This window comes from Bacillus sp. GbtcB14 (assembly GCF_019091205.1).
Taxonomy (GTDB): domain Bacteria; phylum Bacillota; class Bacilli; order Bacillales; family Bacillaceae_G; genus Bacillus_A; species Bacillus_A cereus_AG.
The window spans coordinates 391,490-412,411 of record NZ_JAGXJT010000003.1 but is presented as its reverse complement, the minus strand read 5'-3'; the positions used below and the strand labels follow the sequence as shown (position 1 = coordinate 412,411).

Here is a 20,922-nt window from a genome sequence, read left to right as displayed (position 1 = left end):
CTTCTCATATCCTATTCGTTACTCCTTTATTTTTGGCGTAAAATGTAGAATTTTTACTTTTTTTAGCAAATGTATTTCTTTTTTATGGGATTTTTGTATAATATGTACTACATATATACTAAAAATTTCATTTAGAGATGGAGCCGATTTCAATGTTTGAGCAAGCGATTGAAAAAAAACGTGAAAAAATGATTTATTTTGCTGAACGCTACGGAATGACTTCTCAAAAAACAGTGGATTGTAGCCAAGAACTGGACAGGCTCTTAAATGTAATTTGGCATGTACATACTGATTTTCACACTAATCACACACTCGATACACACACGCAATAACGCGTGTGTTTCTTTTATAAAAAAAACACACATTTTATTGAAAACGCCCATACAATAGTAGAAAAGAAAATTTTAAAAACGAAAGGTGTTTTGTATGCCAGCCATGGTCGGACATATTCGTATCGTCAATATTGGATCAAGTGGTATTTTTCATATTGGAGATGTATTTGCGATTAGGCCTATTAGTTATTCACGTGCTTTCGCCGGGGCCGGCTCTTTTAATGTGGGAGATAACGTTTCTGTCTACAATTATCAAAGCGCAACGACTGTCAATGATTCCGATGTAATTGATCAAGCGATAATTGGTTCAACTTAGAGGAGGCGATTGCATTGAATTTTTACGTAAACCAAAGCATCATCATTAACAGCATTAAAATTGATAGCATTACAACCTCTTCTGTATTCCAAATCGGTACTGCTGGAAGTATTAAAGCTCTATCTAAATTCTCAAATAGTGGTGGATTTACAGAACCCCTTCGCCCATTACAAGCAAAAGGACAAATTATTTCGATCAAACCATCAACTAGTTCTTCTTAAGACATCCTTGTCATAAATATATAGCAGGAATATATTTACCCTCCCTATCGAAAAGGAGGTTTCACAAATGAATCAAGATATATATACTTACTTACACCAACTTCAACAAGCTCTCCAAACACAACAAGCAGCCATCCTGAACCTAGAAGATCAAGTGCGTCTATTACAGGAAGAGCTTAACGAATTAAAAAATCGCCCCTCCTCTTCTGTAGGAAAAGTGGAATACAAATTCGATCAATTAAAAGTAGAAAACTTAAATGGCACTTTAAATATTGGTTTAAACCCATTTTCGGCAAAAGGACAGCAAATTGAAGATTTCCAAGTGGATACAGAAACTTTGAAGGTCAATCCTGAGACTGACACAAATCCAGACTTTTACCAAGGGGTTCTTCAAGAAATGCATCGTTACTTAGATGAAGAAGCATATAATCGAATTCTCCATTTTGAACAAGAAGAGAGAACGCCGCTCGATGAAATGTATCGACAAATGATGGTTGATGACATAAAAAAACAGATGGAGCATAGACTTCCTTATTATTTAACACAAGCGCAATCATATGAAGGAATTTCAACAGATCCAGATTATTTACGAGATATCATTATTCAAGCGATGAAACATGATATCGACAAAGCCTTCCTCTCTTTTATTCAACACATACCGGGCAATTTCCGAAAGGAGTAAGTATGTATGAATCTTAACGTTGTAAATCGTGAATTAAAAGTCGGCCAGATTAAAATGAACGGTGTATCGTCATCCGCACTCTTTTTAATTGGGGATGCGAATCTCCTCATTCTATCTTCTATTCTTGATACACCATTTGAAACTGTTACAGAGGGGCCGTTTGTACCATTAGTCACGGATGTCCCTCCTACTCCAGGTTAAGGAGACTGAGAAATTATGTTACATCATGTGTCCGTTGTTCAAAATGTTTCTATTATTTCTTTAGGAATTACTGCCGTGTTTCAAGTTGGAGACGCGAATCAAATGGAGTTAAAAAGTAGGGCTCTTGCCGTCCACAGGGAAATTCCTTGTTATATAAAAGGCGAAGGTCGCTTAGATGCATTTGAAATTTTTACAGATGAACATGTCACAATCCCAAAACGAACGACAGATGTAAAATTAAATATTGTAAATGAATGTCCTTTTATTGAAGTGAATGACGTTGAATTACGAACACTTTTAAATTCTGGTTGCTTTCAAATTGGAAATGTTGATTATGCTTTTAATAACTCTCGTATTATGCAAATTCGCCAATATATTACGGATGAACCTTCCGCACAATAATTCATATAGTAATTAAAAAGCTTAGTAAAGTAGGTGGATAGTATGCCTTCTGTTGTTGGAAATCTCGTCGTTCAAAACAGTAATGGTTCGTTCAATTTAGGGGATTTTTATAACGTGTCTCCGAAAGAAAATACGAAAGCTTATAATGGATCCGGAGCTTCCAATGTTGGATTTGTCGTAAACACTTTTAGCGGCGTTAGTGCAACAAATACGTTTGATTCTGATGTGGCGGATCAAGATCAGATTGGAACAGCGTAAAAAGAGAGACCACTTCGCACTATCTCTATGGATAGACAGTAAAAAACGTCTCCGATGCCAAAGGTATCGGAGACGTTTTTTTACAACCTTTGAATAAACCGCTGTATTTTTGGCATACTCAAATAGAAATTCCCTTGGTTCATATTTTATGAAACCATTAGAAGTTGCTCCGTTGACCTCTGGTACCGCCGCGCTTTTTCCCATTGTTACTAATATCTTAAAAAATCTGCTAAACACTGAACCAGGATGCTTGAGAGAAATCCTTCACCTTTTCCCACAACTATTTGATAGATGAATATATTTATCTAAGAGGTTATGGGATGTTTCTTTTTCATGTTTTTTTAATACTTCTTGTATTGCAGTACCTGTTTTACTTTCAAAACTACCCTCTAATTTTGATGCTATATTACGGATACTGGTTTGCAGAACGTGAAACTCCCTAATATTTTTTTGTAAAGTATGGTTGTCCTCCTTTATAATATCTAATGCTTTCAGGTCTACCTCTGTTTTTAGCATTACACGTTCCATTTGTCTTTCGATTTGTTTTTTAGCAGCTTGTAATTCATCAATAACTTGATTGGCTAAGTCCCCTGTTGTATTAGCAATTTGATTTTCTATTTTTCTTATTTCTTCAATGAAATTCATTTTTCAACCCTCACCTTACTAATCCTTTGAAATTTTTATTTAATTGACCATCTTTGTCTCTTAACGAATTAGCTGCATAGATAATATCTTCCCCAAACTGCTGTAATTCTCTTTGTTTCTTTTTTAAATTATGTATTAATTCTTCTGCAAGTTGTACATTATAAAAATATTCTTGACCATTTTGAGTTGTTTTTGCTACTTCTCGAATAGCATCGTCTATTTCATATTCTGCTAAAAGATGATATTTTCCACCTGGTTGTGTTTCATATTTTAATTTTCTTTTTAATTCTGATATTCTCTCTGCTTCTTTTTGTTGAAACTCCTCTATATTTCTAATTAGAGTAGATAGCACATCGCCTAATTGTTGTAATTCTCTTGCATACTTAATAATTTCATCAGGCTCTATCTCCAATTGGACACTACCATTTTTACGGAACATATCTTTAAAGGTCTTCATAGGGTGTTCTCCCATAAATAACACCGCAAGGATTCTATCTACCCCATTACTTTTTGTTGTGAACTGTTTACCAATCATCGGTGCACCGAACTGTTCAAAATTCCCTACAGCATCTTTTTTATGTGTATAATCTACGGCCTTATTTTCCATAACTCCTTCATCTACCCGTTTTTTTGCTTTATCACTAAGTAAGCGATAAATATTTGGTGCAGCAAATGTTGTTGTATAGAAATTCCTCTCTGCAGCTACATATTGAGCTTCTGCGGCCCCTTTACTGTGTCCGGTAGTATGAACAGAAGTTGGTTCATATTTTTTATTCACTTTATCTACAAATTCTAGCGCACTATCAAATGATGTAGGTAGATTTTGTACCTTTCCATCTACCATACCTAAGTTTTTTTTCATCCCAGCTGAAATCTGAAATGTGTCTGTAGATAAGTCTCCATCAAATTTCCCAAACTCTGTTCCACGGAATGAATAGATTATATTTTCGTAACGTTTTTTATTTGGTTTATATTCTTCTGCAGGCACTACAGCGATTGCTTGCAATCCGTTTTTTATTTTCTCTTTATCTGCATCTATCGTTTCTATAATTTTCCATTCCCGACCATTAAATCCTGTTATTTTTGCTCCCTTTTTTAAAATTTCGTCATCATAAACTTGATCTGATAGCTCAAAATAATCTTCATCTGTCGCAATTGGATTCTTTTTAAATTCATTCATATGTTCCAACTCATTTCATGGTATATTTTAACTATACTCAAATTCAAGGGGATATCCTATGAAAAAAAAAATGCTAATTATTTTATCCATTATTTGTATTATAGCAGGAGGGTATTTTACTATGGAATACTTAAAACATAAAGAACAAGAAGAAAAGTTTTGGAAAGTGCAAGAAGCAAGAGTAGAAAAGTATATACATTATAATATTAAGGATGTAAAAACAATTACATTTAAGGAACACAGTGTAAGTCCGATGGGTGTTCCTAGATTAAAAGGTTATATAAACAATGATGAAAAATTAGATTTTATAGCACGTATAAGCACGACCGAAAACTTTGAAGACAAATTCACATGTTCTGGAGAATTAGATGAATTGATAAAAAAACCAGCAAAATCTGTATCTGAAATTGAAAAACAAGAGAAAAGAGAAGAATAGTCTTTGCACTACTCTTCTCTTTTGCGTCCTATAGCCCGTTTTTTTTGCTATATCACTAAGCAAACAATAAATATTTAGTACAGCAAATTAGGTCCAAACTCATTTCATGGTATATTTTAACTATATTCAAATTCAAGGGGATATCCTATGAAAATTAAATTGGTAATTTTTACATTTCTTATTTGTATTATAGCAGGAGGGTATTTTACTATGGAATACTTAAAGCATAAAGAACAAGAAGAAAAATTTTGGAAAGTACAAGAAGAAAGAGTCGAAAAGTATATACATTATAATATTAAGGATGTAAAAACGATTACATTTACAAAACGGGATGTTAGTCCAATGGGTGTTCCTAGATTGAAAGGTTATATAAATAAAGATGTAAAATTATGGTTTATAGCCCATATTAGTACTACAGAGAATTTTGAAGATGATTTTGGACGTTCTGGAGAACTTGGGAAACTTATAAAAGATCCTGAGAAATCTGTAACCGAAATTGAAAAAGAAGAGAAAAAAGAAGAGTAGTCTTTGCACTACTCTTCTCTTTTGCGTCCTATAGCCCGTTTTTTTGCTATATCACTAAGCAAACAATAAATATTTAGTGCAGCAAATTAGGTCCCAACTCATTTCGTGGTATATTTTAACTATATTCAAACTCAAGGGGATATCCTATGAAAATTAAATTGGTAATTTTTACATTTGTTATTTTCATTATAGCAGGAGGGTATTTTACTATGGAATACTTAAAACATAAAGAACAAGAAGAAAAGTTTTGGAAAGTGCAAGAAGCAAGAGTAGAAAAGTATATACATTATAATATTCAGGATGTAAAATCGATTACATTTAAGGAGTATAGTGTAAGTCCAATGGGTATTCCTAGATTAAAAGGTTATATAAACAATGATGAAAAATTAGATTTTATAGCCTATATTAGTACTACAGAAAATTTTGAAGATGATTTTACATGTTCCGGAGAATTAGATGAATTGATAAAAAAAACAGCAAAATCTGTATCTGAAATTGAAAAAGAAGAGAAAAGAGAAGAGTAGTCTTTGCACTACTCTTCTCTTTTGCGTCCCGTTTTAAGAAGCATGCAACGGTACGTTTTTTATAAGGACTAAGGAAGTTATCTTTTTATTTAAATGATAACCCAGCGTCCTCCAAAGCCTTTCTAAGCTTCGGCATAGATGCAGGTCCCATCCCATGCAATTTCGAAATTTCTTTTTCACTATATCGTGAGAGTTCTTCTACAGTATGAATGCCATGATGTTCTAATGCCCTTCTTGCTGGTGCTGAAAGAAGAGAGAGAAAACCTTCTTTCGGCGTTCTCTCTTTCTCACAAGCCGGGCAAGTTGGACAATCGCTACTTTTATAGTATTCATGTCCTTTTTCACACGTTCTTAACGTTTTTTCCGTTGCCATTTTCAAGTCCCTCTATTCTTCAATTTCGACAACATGATTGCCATCAAAGAAGTATAAGCATTTCTCTTTCACTGGGTGCTGCAAGCTTTTTTCAAGTGCCTTTGCATATAACGAAAGCTGTACTTTGTATCGATCTTCTAAAATTTGTTTCGCTTGATCGAATCCGCCTGGGAACTTCCCTTCAATCGTATCTGTTTTAAAGTCGATTAAAGTGATACCGTCTTCCTCTTCAATCATACAGTCGATAACCCCTTGGACAAGAATTGATTCCCCGCTCTGCCCTTGCCAATCTTGATATGCTTCTTCTGCTGCAAGCATCATCGTAAATGGTACTTCACGCTCAACACTTTTCGCCGCTAATACCCTTTTACCTAGATCACTGTCAAAGAATGAAATGACTTTTTCGATTGCTATTTCTTCGGCTTGTTCGAATGTTAATAGTTCTTTATTAACCATGCCACTAATTTGCTCCCGAATCACTTCTTCTGTAATCGGCTTCTTCAAATCAACATGTTGCATGACAGCATGAACTGCCGTACCTCTTTCAGCGTATGTTAATCCTTTTTTCTCCATAAAACGAGGACGTGTTTTAATTGGCGCACGCATTTTTTTAATAAAAGCGTTATCGCTACCTTCTTCAGATTGATAATTTCTCTTTATTTCCGTAACAGATTGTTTCGCACGGTGAGATGTTGCTTCCTCATATCCGTACTTCCACATTAATCTATCGTACACTTCTTCTTTTCGTTCACTTTGCAGGGGAACAGCTTTTTTCTCACGAAGTGCTTCTAGTAATTCTTGTTTCTCTTCTTGAACCGGTTCTGGCGCAAGTAACATGCTACCGTCTACAACTTCGACTTTCCAGCTCGTATCATAGTCATAAATTTCACCCGGAATACTACCTTGTCCTAATTCAAGAAGCATTTCACTATCACGATGTCTATATAATGAAGGTGCAATCCAGTCTAAATAACAAGACGCTCCGGCACGTATATGATCTGGTAATAACCATTCACTATGCTCCCTCGCATCAAGCCATTTTTCCATTTCCTTATTTGCATCCTTAACCGTTCCGATTAAAATTAACTTTTCTTTTGCACGGGTTAACGCTACGTATAATACGCGCATTTCTTCGGCGATTAATTCCATTTTCATTTTACGCTTAATTGCTAGTTGCGATAATGTCGTATATTTAATTCGTTTACGCGGGTCGATAAACTGTGAACCGAAACCGAAGTCTTTATGCAGTAAGAAACGTTTCATTAAATCTTGTGTATTAAAACGGCGACCTAGTCCCGCTACAAATACGACTGGGAACTCAAGTCCTTTACTTTTATGAATCGTCATAATACGAACGACGTCTTCTTGTTCACCTAAAGCTCTCGCCGTACCCATATCATCACCGCGTTCTAAAATACGCTCAATAAAGCGTAAGAAGCGGAATAACCCTCTAAACGATGTTGCTTCATATTGCCTTGCGCGGTCATAAAGTACGCGTAAGTTTGCCTGCCTTTGCTTTCCAGCTGGTAAACCGCCGACAAAGTCGTAATAACCTGTCTCACCGTACACTTTCCAAATCAAATCAGAAAGAGACTGTTGGCGCGCAAATTCACGCCATCCTTGCAGTAAGTTATAGAACCACTCTAATTTATCATGTAATTCTTGTTCTTCTTCAAGCGGTGCCCCTTTTAAGAATGAGCTCATTACTTCATAAAACGAACCTTTCTTTCCGTGAGCACGAAGCGTTGCAAGTTCTTCATCATTTAGTCCAACGATTGGCGAACGAAGTACGGCGGCAAGCGGAATATCTTGCATTGGATTATCAATCACGCGGAATACATTCATCATAATATTTACTTCTGTTGCTTCAAAGTAACCAGTCGCAAGATCAGCGTATACTGGAATTCCTTGCAGCTTTAACTCTTCCATAATTTGCGGCGCCCACGGCATCGAACGAAGTAAAATAACGAAGTCGCGGTATTGTACAGGGCGCATACTATCATTTTTACGGTCATACACTTCATAACCTGAATCGACCATCGCTTTGATGCGCTGCGCCATAAGACGAGCTTCAAGCTGCGCTTTTTCTACTTCGGTACCTTCTTCTCCGTCTTGCACTTCTTCTTCAGTTTGCTGAATGCATAATAGTTCAGCTGCTACATCTTCACCTATTGGATAGCTAGCACCTAGCTTTAATTCAGCGTCAGCATCGTAATCGATTTCCCCAACTTCTTCACCCATAATTTGTTTGAAGATGAAGTTCGTTCCTGCTAACACTTCATGACGACTACGGAAATTTTTCGCTAAGTCAATTTTCATTCCGCCGGCTAATCCTTCTTGCGTAAAGCGTTTATACTTTCCTAGGAATAAGCCTGGTTCTGCTAGTCGGAAACGATAAATCGACTGTTTTACGTCGCCAACCATGAACAAGTTCCCTTCACTCTCAGAATCTTTCGTTACGAATTTAATAATGGATTCCTGCACAAAGTTCGTATCCTGATATTCATCGACTAATACTTCAGCAAATTTATTACGATATTGAAGCGCTACTGCTGATGGCTTCATTTCACCACTTTCACTTTGTTCACTTAAAATTTGTAAACAGAAATGCTCTAAATCTGTGAAATCGACCATTCCTTTATCCCGCTTCATCGCTTGGAAACGCTCTGTAAATACTTTTACAAGTTGAACAAGCTTTTCCAATACAGGATGCATATCTTGAAAATCTCGTAAGAAACTTTCAGGTTTGCGGCTAAATAACTCTTCTTGTAATTTTTTCACTTCATCTTTCGCTTTATTACGAAGAGAGTCTACTTGTTTTACAACATCCTCGTTGTAATCACTTTTCTTAATGCGCTTTAACGTTTGCCACGATACATTTTGCATCGCTTCATACACACTTGTCCATGACTCACAAGCAGCTGACGATAACGTTCTAAGTAAAGTTGCATCTGCTTGCAGGGTTTCAACACGGGGCGCCGGACCGTCAGGAAGCATTGCGAGTTCAGTCGCTTTACGAATATGCGCCTCTGCTGTTTCAAGCTGAAATTTCACATCTTCTAATAGATAAGAAGCATACACTAAATCTTCAATTGTCTTTCCTTCTACGTCGTATGCTTTTACTAATTTATCGAGCCATTTTTCCGGATTTGGATGCGCTCTTGATTCTGTATGAAGCGCTAAAATCATACGCTGTAAGTCATCATCACTACGATCGCTCGTATAACGATCAACGAGTTCAAAGAATATCGTATTATCTTCAATTCCATACTCTGCTTCTAATATGTCATCTAATACTTCTTCTTTTAACAATTCATTTTCCGTTTGATTCGCAATGCGGAAACGAGGATCAACATCAAGCATGTAGTAATATCCTCTAATGACTTGTAAACAAAATGAATGGATTGTCGAAATAGAAGCTTTATTTAATAGGCTCAGCTGCTTTCTGATGTGCTGCGATCCTGGCTCATCAATCAATACTTTTTCTAACGCTTCCCCAACTCTGTTTTTCATCTCTTGCGCCGCTGCATTTGTAAATGTTACAACGAGCAGGCGGTCGACATCGACTGGATTTTCTTCATTTATAATCTTTTTAATAATACGTTCAACTAATACTGCTGTTTTCCCTGATCCAGCTGCTGCTGCAACTAAAATATCACGTCCGTTCGCTACAACGGCTTTCCACTGGTCATCTGTCCACTGACTACCCTCTGGTTTTTTAGGCCAATTTTCAATCATTCTCCGCCAACCTCCTCTCTAATTTTCTCCATCGCTTCGCTATCTTTCATCTCTTTTAACGTACGGAACTGGTTATCTTCAAGTGATTCATCGAACTGACAAACAGATTTGAAGTTACAGAACGTACACGCCGCTTTATTCCCCTTTTTGTAAGGGGCAATATCGATCACACCTTCTGTAATATCTTTTCCGATATTTTCAAACGTATGGTGTACATATTTTTGCAGTACGTTAAACTCTTGCTCACTGGCAATACTTGAACGCGCACTAAAGCTACCGTCTTTTTTCAGACCAGCAGAAATAATATCTGAGCTTCCTGTTGAAAGTTTGTTATCCATTAAGCGAACAACGTCAGCGTCTCCTAGTACGAGACCTTTCATTTTAAATTTCTTCAAAATTTCCTTTTCAATTTCTGCTTCAGATGCGTCACCTTTTACCTCAACGATCGGGTTATGAATATGGAAGTACAATACACCCGCTGGTGATGCTGTGTGGCCTTTTTTCATCCACGTATGTGCATTTGAAGTAACAACATCTAAATACGTTAACATTTGAAGTGCTAATCCGTAATACACTTCCGTTAAATCTAACGCTTTTGAGCTTGATTTATAGTCAATAATTCGTAGGAACGTTCCACTTTCATCTTCTGCCTTATCAACACGGTCAATACGCCCGACAACTTCCATCTTTACACCATTTGGTAATGAGAATTCCATCGGTGGAAGTGATCCTGTACCTCCCATACCGAATGGCACTTCTAAATCAACTGGTACGAAACCGCTCGACTTCGCATGTTCCCGTAGAATAATTGACGTACGGAAAATAATTTGTTGTAGTTTTTGTTTTAAGTAGAAATGACGATTTGAACTTAATAAAATTTGCCTTTGTAATAACGGTGCAATTTCTTCTATTACTACAGCAGAAAGATGCTCACACTCTTTTATTGATAAATCCGCCCAAGTACGGTTTTCACGTAATAGCCTGTCTGCAATTCTCTTCAGCGCTGCATGGAATAGTTCCCCGATATCTGGCGCATCCAGTTTGAAAATATCACGCTCTCTTAAGGATAAACCGTGCTGCGCGAAATGAGCATATGCGCAACGGTTAAATAGTTCCATACGAGAGACGCTTCCTTTTATTGTGTCTCCGTATAAATCTCTACTTACAACTGTACTTAGCTTTTGCGCACGATTTCGGTAGAATAAGCTTGATAATACGCGGCTGCTTTTTTGTTTCCATTCATCTGAAGTTACGTAGAAATTATAGACATCCCACCAAAAGTCTAAATTCCCTTCAAATCCATATCGCTTCCACGTTTGTAGTTGCTGCATAACATATGACAACGTTACTTCTGGCGTTGCTACGTATGAAATTTGTTCCGAACGTGATAAATCATTTACGTCATTCGTAATAAATGTATCTTTCACATCAGGGAACATTCTTTTTATTTTCTTAATAAAGCTAGACGCTAGTAACGTCTTCCCTTCCTCATCTGCGAGCGGGCATGAAATATATAATTTCTCAGTTGCTCTCGTTACCATTTGGTACATAACGAACTGTTCTTCTAATAAAGTTTGTCTCGTCGTTGGCGCAAGTTCAATACCTGCAACGCTAAGAACATCTCTTTCCTCATCAGAAAGCATCCCTTCATCCATAGGTGCTGCCGGAATCACACCTTCATTCACTCCAATGACGAATGTTGCTTTCACATTTGATAATCTAGAACGATCAATATTAGCAATTAACACTTGGTCTAATGACGGCGGAATGTTTGCGAATTGAAGCGCCTCAAGACCTGTAGACATAACATCTGTGAACATAGAAAGTGACATTTTCTCTTCGCCAAGCATCTCAACAAACGTATCAAGAAGACTCATTACTTCTTCCCATACTTGCTCATGGTCTGTCGCAAATAAGAAATCTCCGCTCTCTTCTGCACGAATACGTAATGCTTCTAATTTTTTCGGAACGTCAAGCTCTTCTAAAAATAAGTAAACTGCTTCGCACATTTGCATAACTGTTCCCGCACGCTTCAGTCTTTTTTGCATACGAATAACAGGCGTTCTTACAACGTCGCGTAGCCTGTTTATTTTCTCTTCCATTTCACGTTCACTGTCTGTAATCATCCCGTCTGTATCGTCAAGAGAACGATAGCGACGATACATCCACGGATCCTCAGAAGTCCATCTCTTCCCTTGTACACCGTACGCTAAACAGTAGTTTTCAAACTCATCCATCTCTTCGCGCATCGTTTCCTTTCTTACGCCTAGCGGATATAAAAGCTCTGTTTTCACGCAGCGGAACACTGCATCATAACGCCAATTCCCGCTAATAATCTCGAGTGTAGAACGAATGCATTCTACTAGCGGATGGTGTGACATCGGGCGTTTTTCATCGATGAAGTGTGGGATATTATAATCTGTAAATAGCGTTCGCATCACATCGTAATAACTTTCTCCGTTACGAAGAAGAACTGCAATATCTCGGTAACGATAGTCTTCATCCGCCACAAGTCTACGAATTTCACGAGCGACACCTTCTACTTCAGCTCGTAAATTAGCTGCTGTACTAATTGTGACACTTGCTTCTCCGTGAAACTTTTCATTTGGACGTGCTTCGTAATGCGTTTCTAAATGTGCTAATGCTTGCGAATGAAAACGCGGTTGTTCCATAAGTGGAATTGTTTTTTCAATTTCTATTTTCTCTTCACGTGCTATTTGTTTTATCTTTTCATACGTTAACGTCGTTTCATAAAATAAATCTAGCTCATTTACTGGTTGTGCTAACGTTTTTTCATCTATCGTTAACGTGATCGTAACTCTCGCTCCACAAATCATAAGCTGTCTTACAATTTCTAGCTCTTGTGGGGAGAATGAATGAAATCCATCTATATAAATTTCAGCCCGATTTACATATTCAGACTGTGGAAGCTTTTCCACTAGCAATTGTAGGTAGTCTTCTGAATCTAAATATTTTCCGATTAAAGCACGTTCGAAATCATCATATAATAGTTGTAAATCATACACTTTATTCGCTAATAGCTTTTGTTCGGCACTGCTACTATGCGCATCTAATTGTTGCCACATTTCATATACGTTAGATGGCGTCACGTTGTAACGTTTAAATTCCGCAATCATACTACCAAGATGTTCAAAGAAACCATTTTGCTCCGCTGCTTTTTGGAACACCGATAATCCGTCTTTGCGAGACTCTACAATTTTACGGAGTAACATATGTACGCCCGCTTCATCAATGTGAAGACGACTCGCTCCGCCAACTTCTTGCAGTACCTTCCATGCTAATCGTGAAAAACTAAAAACTTGTGCCCGAATAGAACCTCTAACATCCTCACTACCAATTAACGCCTGCTGCGTTTGGAATGTCATCTGTTCTGGCACAAGATATAATATTGTTTCCCCTCTCGGGCGTTGTTTTAACTCTTCTTGCACTTCGTGTAAACAAAGTGTACTTTTTCCACTTCCCGCTCTACCAATCACAAATCGAAGTGACATGTAACCCCACCTTTCACTTACATAACGAACGTTAGTTTGCTACTATAATTGTATTATAGGACACGAAAAAAGACAAACGGAGTAGTTTGCCTTTTTCTATACTTCTATCTATTATATCAACCTTTTGAAAAATTTGTCTGCACCTCTTGAATTGGCCAATATCGTAAATCAACTTTACCGACAACTGTATCAGCTTTTACAAATCCAAAGTGTCTACTATCCCAGCTCCCAAGGCGGTTATCACCTACTACAAAAATGTATCCAGGTGGTACAAACTTCTCTTTCGTTAATTCTTCTAATGTAAAATCACCTGTTAGTTGCCGTCCATTTGTCTCTTTCTTATACGCCTCTAAATAAGGTTCATCCACAAATTGTCCGTTTATATATAGTTTATCATGCTTATATTCAATTTGATCCCCAGGTAAACCGATAATTCGTTTTACATAATCCTCTTTTTTATTCGCATGAAACACAACAACATCAAACCTGTTCAAATCCCCTACTTGATAACTCACCTTATTTACAACGAGCATATTGCCGTCTTGCAAAGTCGGCATCATTGACTTCCCCTCTACAACGTACGTTGAAAAGAAAAACGTTCGAAAAAATACAGCTAATAATACACCAATTAAAATTGTTCGTATCCACTCTATGCCTTCTTTTTTCAAAGTTTTCTTCATCCGCTTCTCCCCTTATCCTTTAATAATGAAGCCTGCAATTATAAAGAAGACTATTCTTACTGTAGTTCTAACTTTACTTCGATTTTTTTACCAACATACCATAAAATAAAAATGCCAATCGCTACAATGACTGATTTCACCGGATTATGAATAAATGACATTAAATCATGACCGATATACGTTAAAATAAAAATCATCACAAGTTTTCCAAACGCGAGCGCAAGGCCAAACTGTTTTACACTAATGCGAGATAGACCAGCGACAACATTTATAAGCGCAGACGGTGTAAACGGAAAACAAAAGATGACGAAAATCGGTGCGAACCCTTTCCTTTCAATCCATCCCATTGCCTTTCGTACTCTCTCATGCTTATTTACAAAAGAAAAGAAACGACTTCGGCCAAAATGGCGGATAATGAAAAAAACAAGTAAGGCACCCATTACTGATCCAAGCCAGGAATAAAGAAAACCGAGCCAAAATCCAAATGCAACAGCATTCGCCAGTACAAATACGATGAGTGGCAATGCCGGAATCAACGCTTCTATCATCGGTAAACCAATACCAAGAAGTGGTCCGAACGCTTTATAGCTTTCAACAATATGATCCATATTTTCTGGTGAAAAATACTCTTTGATTGTCTGAAAATCCATTCTACACTTTACCCCTTTACTCTAAGTACTACCTCTACTGTATCATCGCTTATATGAAAGAGGAAATGGTAGATACGACATATGGAGATGTAATTATTAAGTTTCCATACCTCTCATTAGAATTCCTTCATTATTTAGCTATGATAATCTTTCAATATTCGACAAGACGTGTCGTTACTCGGGCATTTTTCTCGGCAAATGAAATTATATAGACTTACCGACAAAACTGAAAAGGAAAAGGATGGGGGTTCCCCCATCCTTTCAAACTTCGCCTTCTTTCACAACATACACTTTCTCATATGCTGGTTTTAATCTAGATTCCTCATTTTTATCAATTAATTTGAAGGAAGGATTTCCTTGTTTTTTTCTACGATCTTCATATTCAGTACGCAATTTCGCTGTACGATTTTGTTGATTTTCAAAACTACTTTTTGATATTTCTAATTTCACAGCAAAGCCATTTATAAATCTAACAATGACATTTCCATCTTTCAACTCTTTATTGCTTTCAATATAAAAATGCGACAACCAAGCGCACTCTTTTCTAGAGTAAGAATAAGTAGGGAAAAAATAAAGTTGATCTGTTGGACTAATCGCAATTGGTGCTTTATGTGTAATATGAGTTAACTCTTTCGTTCCTTCTTTTCTGCCTAAGAAACTAGAGCCATGCTTGCGGCAACTTCTTTCTATAATATCTAGTGGCTTTTGAAATACGAAAAAAGAATCCTCCATCTCAACAACTCGTGTCACAATTCTTTTCTCACTTAGAATAACAGGAAGTAAGGCCATTGTTTTTTTATTTACAACATAGTTTTCAACATAACGTTCTACTTTACTTTCCATATTCTACTGTCTCCTTTTTTCCATTTATATTAGCAGCTGCATATATAATTTTAGCATCTATGAAAAGGAAATGGCTTACAGATTCCGCTTTTTTACAATACTTTATCATTTGTCAAATATCTTTCAAATTATAAAACGACTATATAGTGATTTAGGGATAAAATCTGCATAAAATGTATTTATACTATCAATAAATATTTACAATTGCTTCCTCATTTCGCATCATTACGACAATTAACTTTGCTATAATTAAAAGGAAAATCCAATATATGGAGGTCCTACTATGGAAGAAAAAGAAATGCAACCAACCATTCAAATGAAAAATAGTAGCATTGTGATCGTGAAAAATTCAACTAGTATTATATTCGGCTTATTTTTCATACTACTATTTTTTGCAAAACCTTTTCGTAAATCAAAATGCTCTGAATGTAAAAAACGTGAGAAGAAAAAAGTTGAAAAAGAAGAATAAAAGACCTTCCATTTTTGGAAGGCCTTTTATTCTTCTTCGTCCTCAAAAAAACCGACTATTTTTTCTTCTTCATATTCATATTTTCTTCCAAGATTCTCTGTATCTCTTTCAACTTGTAATAGAACTATATATCGCTCCTCATCTAAAACAAGAGAATGTGATTTCTTCAAATCAATTAACGTCACTTTATCATGTTCATAAGTTTTCGCATACGCTTTTATCTCTTCAATCGTATTGTGTAAGTCTTCTTCATTTCCCCTACGAACATCGAGTATTACTTCATTTGTATACTTTTCCATCATATACATCCCCCGCTTTCCCCTAATATAATCATTATGCTCGTATATTACAACAAAAAAAAAGGATGGCAGCAGCCATCCTTTTTTCCATAATAAACTATAAAATTATAGTTTGATTACGTTTTTAGCTTGAGGTCCACGGTTACCTTCTTCGATTTCGAAGCTAACTTTTTGACCTTCTTCTAAAGATTTGAAACCTTCAGTTTCGATTGCAGAGAAATGTACGAATACATCGTTTTCGCCTGGAACTTCGATGAAACCGAAGCCTTTTTCGTTGTTAAACCATTTTACTTGTCCTGTTACTGCCATGATTATTTCCTCCTAAGAAAATACAAATTTTTAAATTTTTAGTCTTCCTGTCTAAAAAAAGAATCCACACATTATCAAATACGAAACATCAACTAGTTCTCACATACTTTTTCTCGTTCGTTTTCAGCACTTGATAACATATGGATTGCTTAATTTAACTATTCAACTGGGACTATCATAGCACATTAAAATAAAATGTACAATCTTTTTTGAAAATAACTGACAAATTAAATTGATTGTACATTCGTAAATAATTGATTTTAGCATGTGCGAATTTCACTATGAAGTAGATACAAACATCATTTGAATACGATTATATCCCTTGTTCTGAAGTGTTACAATATAATCGTACAGTCTTTATATTGGAGGGGATTATATGTCAAACTACACCAACGAAGAAAAGCTTACAGGGGGAAATGTATCAAATGTGTATCGTTCCGAAAATACTGTTCGGCGAGAATTAAAGCCAGGTAGTGCAAAAATTCATACATTATTACAACACTTAGAAAACAAAGGGTTTCATCATGCTCCAAAGTTTTTAGGCGTAGATGAAAAAGATAGAGAGATTTTATCCTTTATTGAAGGCGAAGCTGGGAATTATCCGTTAAAAAAATATATGTGGTCTAATGCTGTTTTAAAAGAAATAGCAAAGATGCTCCGCCTTTATCATGATGCGGTAAGTGATTTCCCCTTATCAGATGAATGGCAACCGATGGATTGTACTCCTAATGACATTGAGGTTTTATGCCACAATGATTTTGCTATATATAACATTATTTTTAATCAAGAAAAACCAGTAGGCATTATTGATTTCGATGTTGCTGCTCCTGGTCCAAGAATTTGGGATATCGCTTATACGCTTTATACTTGTGTGCCTTTAAGTAGAGTATATTATACAGAATCAAGTGAAGCAGTTCATTATGACTCACCACAACATGCTGGCCGTATGAAAGAAAGAGTGAAATTGTTTGTCCAGTCCTACGGTAAACGTATGGATGAAGATTACTTAGGAATGGTGTTACTACGATTAGAAGCATTATGTATATATATGAAAAGAAAAGCACAAGAAGGCGATGTGAATTTCCAAAGAATGATTGATGACGGACATTTAGAACATTATGAAAAAGATATGGAGTTTATTCGTAATCATCGAGCAGAGTGGATTTAATCATATCGTCTTTTTTTGTCGGTAAGTCGATATATTAAAAAATCGTTGATATATTTTCGTTTACTCTCGCATCGTTCAGAAAATAACAAGGGGCACCATTCCAAAAGGTGCCCCTTCCTTTTATTTCGTAAACTGTGCTTCTTCCGTAGATCCTTTTAATGCTGTCGTTGATGAAGTACCGCCTGTAATAACTTGCGCTACTTCATCAAAGTAACCTGTTCCTACTTCGCGTTGATGACGAGTTGCAGAGTAGCCGTGTTTTTCTGCTGCGAATTCTGCTTGTTGTAGTTCAGAGTACGCTGCCATGCCGCGCTCCTTATAGCCACGTGCTAATTCAAACATGCCGTAGTTTAATGAGTGGAATCCAGCTAGTGTTACGAACTGGAACTTATAACCGTAAGATGCGATTTCTTTTTGGAAGCTCGCAATTGTTTTCTCATCTAGTTTTTGTTTCCAGTTGAATGAAGGTGAACAATTGTATGCAAGCAATTTTCCTGGATGCTCTTTATGAATTGCATCTGCAAATCGTTTTGCATCTTCTAAATTTGGTTCAGACGTTTCGCACCAAACGAGATCTGCATAAGGAGCGTATGCTAAACCACGTGCAATTGCTTGATCAAGACCTGCTTTCGTACGGTAAAATCCTTCTGGAGTTCTTTCACCTGTAATAAATGCTTTATCAACTGGATCGATATCGCTCGTAATTAAATCTGCTGCATCCGCATCCGTTCTTGCAACGATAATTGTCGGCACTCCCATTACATCAGCAGCAAGGCGTGCCGAGATTAAATTACGTACTGCTGTTTGCGTTGGCAACAATACTTTTCCGCCTAAATGACCGCATTTTTTCTCTGAAGATAATTGATCTTCAAAGTGCACACCTGATGCACCTGCTTCAATCATACCTTTCATCAGCTCGAATACGTTTAATTGTCCGCCAAATCCTGCTTCTGCATCTGCTACAATCGGCACGAAATAATCTGTATCATCGCTTCCTTCCATATGCTGAATTTGATCAGCACGTTGCAGCGTTTGATTAATTCGTTTTACGACAGCAGGTACGCTGTTCGCTGGATATAAGCTTTGGTCTGGATACATATGTCCAGAAAGGTTCGCGTCCGCAGCTACTTGCCACCCACTTAAGTAAATTGCTTTTAAACCAGCTTTTACTTGCTGCATCGCTTGGTTTCCTGTTAATGCCCCAAGTGCGTTAATATAGTCTTCTGTATGAAGCGACGTCCAAAGCTTTTCAGCACCACGGCGCGCTAACGTATGTTCAATATCAATTGACCCGCGCAGACGAATTACATCTTCTGCCGAATATGGGCGTGTGATCCCTTTCCAACGCTTATCTAATTCCCAGCTCTCTTGTAATTTCTCGATTCTTTCGTTTTTCATATATTCCATCCCCTTTTCACTTTATAAAATTTCATAACCCGGTAATGTTAAAAATGGTACGAATTCATCATTCCGAACGAGATTTGTAAACAACGTTGTCGCCTCTTGGAATCTCCCTTTCTTAAAGGCTTCTTTACCAATCTCTCTTTCTATTTTTGCTAGCTCTTCTTCTTTTAGTTCTTCCATCAGTTCAAGCGTAATATTACGGCCATCATTTAGCTTTCCACCTTCATGACGAATCCATTGCCATACTTGTGCTCTAGAAATTTCCGCTGTTGCCGCATCTTCCATTAAGTTATAAATTGGTGCTGCTCCTCGTCCGCTTAACCAAGATGCGATATATTGAATGCCTACGCTAATATTTAGGCGAAGCCCTTCTTCTGTAATCGTTCCCACTGGTACTTCTAATAAATCCTTTTCTGTAACATGTATCTCTTCACGTTTTCTAAAAATTTGATTTGGTGTTTTCATAATGTGATTAAATACTTCCATCGCGACTGGTACAAGTCCCGGATGGGCAACCCAAGTCCCGTCATGACCGTCTAAAGCTTCGCGCTCCTTATCTGCACGCACTTTCTCAAAAGCTGCTTCATTCGCTTCTGGATTGTTTTTAATCGGAATTTGCGCTGCCATTCCTCCAATAGCTGGCGCATTACGGCGGTGACATGTTTGAATGACTTTCAAAGAATACGCGCGCATAAACGGCGCCGTCATCGTGACTTGCGCTCTATCTGGAAGTAAAAATTTATTATGATTACGGAAACTCTTTAGAAAGCTGAAAATATAATCCCATCTTCCGCAATTTAACCCAGCAGAATGATCTTTAAGCTCATACAAAATTTCATCCATTTCAAACGAAGCGTGAATCGTTTCCAGTAACACCGTTGCTTTGATCGTTCCATTTGGAATACCGATATATTTTTGAGCAAATTCGAAAACATCATTCCATAACCTTGCTTCTAAATAGCTTTCCATTTTCGGTAAGTAAAAGTATGGACCGCTTCCTTTTGCTACAAGAGCTTTCGCATTATGGAAAAAATAAAGTCCGAAATCTACTAAGCTACCAGACATATTCTTCCCATCAACTTGCATATGTTTTTCTTCTAAATGCCATCCTCTTGGACGCACAATTAATACAGCTGTTTTACTATTTAAACGATATTCTTTCCCGTTTTCATTTTTATGTGAAATCGTTCCCTGTACTGCATCTCGTAAGTTTATTTGACCTTCAATCGCATTTTCCCAAGTTGGTGAATTCGAATCTTCAAAATCCGCCATAAAAAGATGTGCTCCTGAATTTAAAGCATTAATAACCATCTTTCTATCTACTGGTCCAGTAATCTCTACGCGGCGATCCTCTAAATCTTTTGGCAATTTAGCAATTGTCCAATCCGCTTCACGTATGTGTTTTGTTTCTTCTAAAAACTTCGGAAACTCTCCTGCATCAATTCTCTTTTGTTTCTCCGCACGCTTTTGTAAAAGTTCTATGCGGCGCTCATTAAAATTTTCATGTAGTTCCTTTAAAAAACTAAGCGCCTCAGGTGTCAATATTTCGTTGTACGCTGGTAACATTTCTCCCACGAGTGTAACCCGTGAAGTTTGCGTCGACATATTAGCATCCCCTTCTTAAACTGTTTTATAACAGATTTGATTTTATGTTTTATATTATATAACAAATCTTCAGAAAAGGAAGTTTTTTTCGAAAATTCATTTCGTTTTTTTCAAAATACCTTTCTTTCAAGCTTTATTCCATACAAAAAG

The 20,922-nt window shown here is 36.8% G+C and carries 24 protein-coding genes; 12 read left to right on the top strand and 12 right to left on the bottom strand.

Going from position 1 to position 20,922, the window contains the following annotated elements; all coding sequences use genetic code 11:
* Positions 1-152: 152 nt before the first annotated feature.
* The 7 genes from KVT31_RS11050 to gerPF all read left to right on the top strand — a co-directional run bounded on the left by KVT31_RS11050 (position 153) and on the right by gerPF (position 2,412).
* On the top strand, positions 153-332 hold the full coding sequence (locus tag KVT31_RS11050; RefSeq protein ID WP_088095506.1) for an aspartyl-phosphate phosphatase Spo0E family protein: 180 nt from the start codon (positions 153-155) through the stop codon (positions 330-332).
* A 94-nt stretch (positions 333-426) separates the two neighbouring features.
* Complete coding sequence (gene gerPA, locus KVT31_RS11045) at positions 427-648, top strand: spore germination protein GerPA (protein WP_001111187.1); 222 nt, start codon at positions 427-429, stop codon at positions 646-648.
* A 14-nt stretch (positions 649-662) separates the two neighbouring features.
* Positions 663-869, top strand: coding sequence for a spore germination protein GerPB (gerPB, locus tag KVT31_RS11040; protein WP_001012506.1), 207 nt, complete (start codon positions 663-665; stop codon positions 867-869).
* 67 nt (positions 870-936) lie between these two features.
* A complete protein-coding gene (gene gerPC / locus KVT31_RS11035) occupies positions 937-1,551 on the top strand; it encodes a spore germination protein GerPC (RefSeq protein ID WP_088095505.1) in 615 nt (204 codons plus the stop codon).
* Positions 1,552-1,557: 6 nt separating this feature from the next.
* Complete coding sequence (gene gerPD, locus KVT31_RS11030) at positions 1,558-1,752, top strand: spore germination protein GerPD (protein ID WP_001052807.1); 195 nt, start codon at positions 1,558-1,560, stop codon at positions 1,750-1,752.
* A 15-nt stretch (positions 1,753-1,767) separates the two neighbouring features.
* Entirely contained in the window at positions 1,768-2,154 is a 387-nt protein-coding gene (locus tag KVT31_RS11025; RefSeq protein ID WP_088095504.1) for a spore germination protein GerPE, read from the top strand.
* Between the two features lie 42 nt (positions 2,155-2,196).
* Positions 2,197-2,412, top strand: a complete 216-nt coding sequence (gene gerPF, locus KVT31_RS11020; RefSeq protein ID WP_001141570.1) for a spore germination protein GerPF — start codon at positions 2,197-2,199, stop codon at positions 2,410-2,412.
* Between the two features lie 264 nt (positions 2,413-2,676).
* Here gerPF and KVT31_RS11015 read toward each other — a convergent pair whose 3' ends face one another.
* Positions 2,677-3,057 carry a hypothetical protein gene (locus KVT31_RS11015; RefSeq protein WP_071711096.1) on the bottom strand — a complete coding sequence of 127 codons (381 nt, stop codon included), beginning with the start codon at positions 3,055-3,057 and terminating at the stop codon, positions 2,677-2,679.
* Between the two features lie 10 nt (positions 3,058-3,067).
* A complete protein-coding gene (locus KVT31_RS11010; protein WP_088095503.1) occupies positions 3,068-4,237 on the bottom strand; it encodes a hypothetical protein in 1,170 nt (389 codons plus the stop codon).
* A gap of 58 nt (positions 4,238-4,295) precedes the next feature.
* On the opposite strand from KVT31_RS11010, the gene KVT31_RS11005 reads away from it, so the two are divergent.
* The 3 genes from KVT31_RS11005 to KVT31_RS10995 all read left to right on the top strand — a co-directional run bounded on the left by KVT31_RS11005 (position 4,296) and on the right by KVT31_RS10995 (position 5,722).
* On the top strand, positions 4,296-4,673 hold the full coding sequence (locus tag KVT31_RS11005; protein WP_088095502.1) for a DUF1433 domain-containing protein: 378 nt from the start codon (positions 4,296-4,298) through the stop codon (positions 4,671-4,673).
* 147 nt (positions 4,674-4,820) lie between these two features.
* Positions 4,821-5,198 carry a DUF1433 domain-containing protein gene (locus KVT31_RS11000; RefSeq protein WP_088095501.1) on the top strand — a complete coding sequence of 126 codons (378 nt, stop codon included), beginning with the start codon at positions 4,821-4,823 and terminating at the stop codon, positions 5,196-5,198.
* A 146-nt stretch (positions 5,199-5,344) separates the two neighbouring features.
* Positions 5,345-5,722: a DUF1433 domain-containing protein gene (locus KVT31_RS10995; RefSeq protein ID WP_088095500.1), complete on the top strand. Its 378-nt coding sequence runs from the start codon at positions 5,345-5,347 to the stop codon at positions 5,720-5,722.
* Between the two features lie 85 nt (positions 5,723-5,807).
* On the opposite strand, the gene KVT31_RS10990 is transcribed toward KVT31_RS10995, so the two are convergent.
* The 6 genes from KVT31_RS10990 to KVT31_RS10965 all read right to left on the bottom strand — a co-directional run bounded on the left by KVT31_RS10990 (position 5,808) and on the right by KVT31_RS10965 (position 15,518).
* A complete protein-coding gene (locus KVT31_RS10990; protein WP_088095499.1) occupies positions 5,808-6,095 on the bottom strand; it encodes an RNA polymerase alpha subunit C-terminal domain-containing protein in 288 nt (95 codons plus the stop codon).
* A gap of 12 nt (positions 6,096-6,107) precedes the next feature.
* A complete protein-coding gene (gene addA, locus KVT31_RS10985) occupies positions 6,108-9,833 on the bottom strand; it encodes a helicase-exonuclease AddAB subunit AddA (RefSeq protein ID WP_088095498.1) in 3,726 nt (1,241 codons plus the stop codon).
* A complete protein-coding gene (gene addB / locus KVT31_RS10980; RefSeq protein ID WP_088095497.1) occupies positions 9,830-13,345 on the bottom strand; it encodes a helicase-exonuclease AddAB subunit AddB in 3,516 nt (1,171 codons plus the stop codon). The genes addA and addB overlap by 4 nt, the downstream gene beginning before the upstream one ends.
* A 116-nt stretch (positions 13,346-13,461) precedes the next feature.
* Positions 13,462-14,025 (bottom strand): signal peptidase I, encoded by a 564-nt coding sequence (gene lepB / locus KVT31_RS10975; protein ID WP_088095496.1) that lies wholly within the window; start codon positions 14,023-14,025, stop codon positions 13,462-13,464.
* A gap of 56 nt (positions 14,026-14,081) precedes the next feature.
* On the bottom strand, positions 14,082-14,675 hold the full coding sequence (locus KVT31_RS10970) for a TVP38/TMEM64 family protein (protein WP_043936619.1): 594 nt from the start codon (positions 14,673-14,675) through the stop codon (positions 14,082-14,084).
* Positions 14,676-14,936: 261 nt separating this feature from the next.
* Positions 14,937-15,518, bottom strand: coding sequence for a competence protein ComK (locus KVT31_RS10965; RefSeq protein WP_088095494.1), 582 nt, complete (start codon positions 15,516-15,518; stop codon positions 14,937-14,939).
* 283 nt (positions 15,519-15,801) lie between these two features.
* Here KVT31_RS10965 and KVT31_RS10960 point away from each other — a divergent pair, with 283 nt between their 5' ends.
* Positions 15,802-15,987, top strand: coding sequence for a hypothetical protein (locus KVT31_RS10960; RefSeq protein ID WP_088095493.1), 186 nt, complete (start codon positions 15,802-15,804; stop codon positions 15,985-15,987).
* 26 nt (positions 15,988-16,013) lie between these two features.
* On the opposite strand, the gene KVT31_RS10955 is transcribed toward KVT31_RS10960, so the two are convergent.
* Entirely contained in the window at positions 16,014-16,289 is a 276-nt protein-coding gene (locus KVT31_RS10955) for a hypothetical protein (protein WP_088095542.1), read from the bottom strand.
* 102 nt (positions 16,290-16,391) lie between these two features.
* Positions 16,392-16,595 carry an RNA chaperone/antiterminator CspA gene (gene cspA, locus KVT31_RS10950; protein ID WP_000301522.1) on the bottom strand — a complete coding sequence of 68 codons (204 nt, stop codon included), beginning with the start codon at positions 16,593-16,595 and terminating at the stop codon, positions 16,392-16,394.
* Between the two features lie 376 nt (positions 16,596-16,971).
* Here cspA and KVT31_RS10945 point away from each other — a divergent pair, with 376 nt between their 5' ends.
* On the top strand, positions 16,972-17,763 hold the full coding sequence (locus KVT31_RS10945) for a phosphotransferase (RefSeq protein ID WP_088095492.1): 792 nt from the start codon (positions 16,972-16,974) through the stop codon (positions 17,761-17,763).
* Between the two features lie 120 nt (positions 17,764-17,883).
* On the opposite strand, the gene aceA is transcribed toward KVT31_RS10945, so the two are convergent.
* Positions 17,884-19,161, bottom strand: coding sequence for an isocitrate lyase (gene aceA / locus KVT31_RS10940; protein ID WP_088095491.1), 1,278 nt, complete (start codon positions 19,159-19,161; stop codon positions 17,884-17,886).
* 21 nt (positions 19,162-19,182) lie between these two features.
* On the bottom strand, positions 19,183-20,772 hold the full coding sequence (gene aceB, locus KVT31_RS10935) for a malate synthase A (protein WP_088095490.1): 1,590 nt from the start codon (positions 20,770-20,772) through the stop codon (positions 19,183-19,185).
* Between the last annotated feature and the right edge of the window lie 150 nt (positions 20,773-20,922).

What these genes read in the sequence shown, in the direction of transcription:
- KVT31_RS11050 (WP_088095506.1), top strand. Translation starts at nt 153, where the DNA reads ATGTTTGAGCAAGCGATTGAAAAAAAACGTGAAAAAATGATTTATTTT.
- gerPA (WP_001111187.1), top strand. Translation starts at nt 427, where the DNA reads ATGCCAGCCATGGTCGGACATATTCGTATCGTCAATATTGGATCAAGT.
- gerPC (WP_088095505.1), top strand. Translation starts at nt 937, where the DNA reads ATGAATCAAGATATATATACTTACTTACACCAACTTCAACAAGCTCTC.
- gerPD (WP_001052807.1), top strand. Translation starts at nt 1,558, where the DNA reads ATGAATCTTAACGTTGTAAATCGTGAATTAAAAGTCGGCCAGATTAAA.
- KVT31_RS11025 (WP_088095504.1), top strand. Translation starts at nt 1,768, where the DNA reads ATGTTACATCATGTGTCCGTTGTTCAAAATGTTTCTATTATTTCTTTA.
- gerPF (WP_001141570.1), top strand. Translation starts at nt 2,197, where the DNA reads ATGCCTTCTGTTGTTGGAAATCTCGTCGTTCAAAACAGTAATGGTTCG.
- KVT31_RS11015 (WP_071711096.1), bottom strand. Translation starts at nt 3,057, where the DNA reads ATGAATTTCATTGAAGAAATAAGAAAAATAGAAAATCAAATTGCTAAT.
- KVT31_RS11010 (WP_088095503.1), bottom strand. Translation starts at nt 4,237, where the DNA reads ATGAATGAATTTAAAAAGAATCCAATTGCGACAGATGAAGATTATTTT.
- KVT31_RS11005 (WP_088095502.1), top strand. Translation starts at nt 4,296, where the DNA reads ATGAAAAAAAAAATGCTAATTATTTTATCCATTATTTGTATTATAGCA.
- KVT31_RS11000 (WP_088095501.1), top strand. Translation starts at nt 4,821, where the DNA reads ATGAAAATTAAATTGGTAATTTTTACATTTCTTATTTGTATTATAGCA.
- KVT31_RS10995 (WP_088095500.1), top strand. Translation starts at nt 5,345, where the DNA reads ATGAAAATTAAATTGGTAATTTTTACATTTGTTATTTTCATTATAGCA.
- KVT31_RS10990 (WP_088095499.1), bottom strand. Translation starts at nt 6,095, where the DNA reads ATGGCAACGGAAAAAACGTTAAGAACGTGTGAAAAAGGACATGAATAC.
- addA (WP_088095498.1), bottom strand. Translation starts at nt 9,833, where the DNA reads ATGATTGAAAATTGGCCTAAAAAACCAGAGGGTAGTCAGTGGACAGAT.
- addB (WP_088095497.1), bottom strand. Translation starts at nt 13,345, where the DNA reads ATGTCACTTCGATTTGTGATTGGTAGAGCGGGAAGTGGAAAAAGTACA.
- lepB (WP_088095496.1), bottom strand. Translation starts at nt 14,025, where the DNA reads ATGAAGAAAACTTTGAAAAAAGAAGGCATAGAGTGGATACGAACAATT.
- KVT31_RS10970 (WP_043936619.1), bottom strand. Translation starts at nt 14,675, where the DNA reads ATGGATTTTCAGACAATCAAAGAGTATTTTTCACCAGAAAATATGGAT.
- KVT31_RS10965 (WP_088095494.1), bottom strand. Translation starts at nt 15,518, where the DNA reads ATGGAAAGTAAAGTAGAACGTTATGTTGAAAACTATGTTGTAAATAAA.
- KVT31_RS10960 (WP_088095493.1), top strand. Translation starts at nt 15,802, where the DNA reads ATGGAAGAAAAAGAAATGCAACCAACCATTCAAATGAAAAATAGTAGC.
- KVT31_RS10955 (WP_088095542.1), bottom strand. Translation starts at nt 16,289, where the DNA reads ATGATGGAAAAGTATACAAATGAAGTAATACTCGATGTTCGTAGGGGA.
- cspA (WP_000301522.1), bottom strand. Translation starts at nt 16,595, where the DNA reads ATGGCAGTAACAGGACAAGTAAAATGGTTTAACAACGAAAAAGGCTTC.
- KVT31_RS10945 (WP_088095492.1), top strand. Translation starts at nt 16,972, where the DNA reads ATGTCAAACTACACCAACGAAGAAAAGCTTACAGGGGGAAATGTATCA.
- aceA (WP_088095491.1), bottom strand. Translation starts at nt 19,161, where the DNA reads ATGAAAAACGAAAGAATCGAGAAATTACAAGAGAGCTGGGAATTAGAT.
- aceB (WP_088095490.1), bottom strand. Translation starts at nt 20,772, where the DNA reads ATGTCGACGCAAACTTCACGGGTTACACTCGTGGGAGAAATGTTACCA.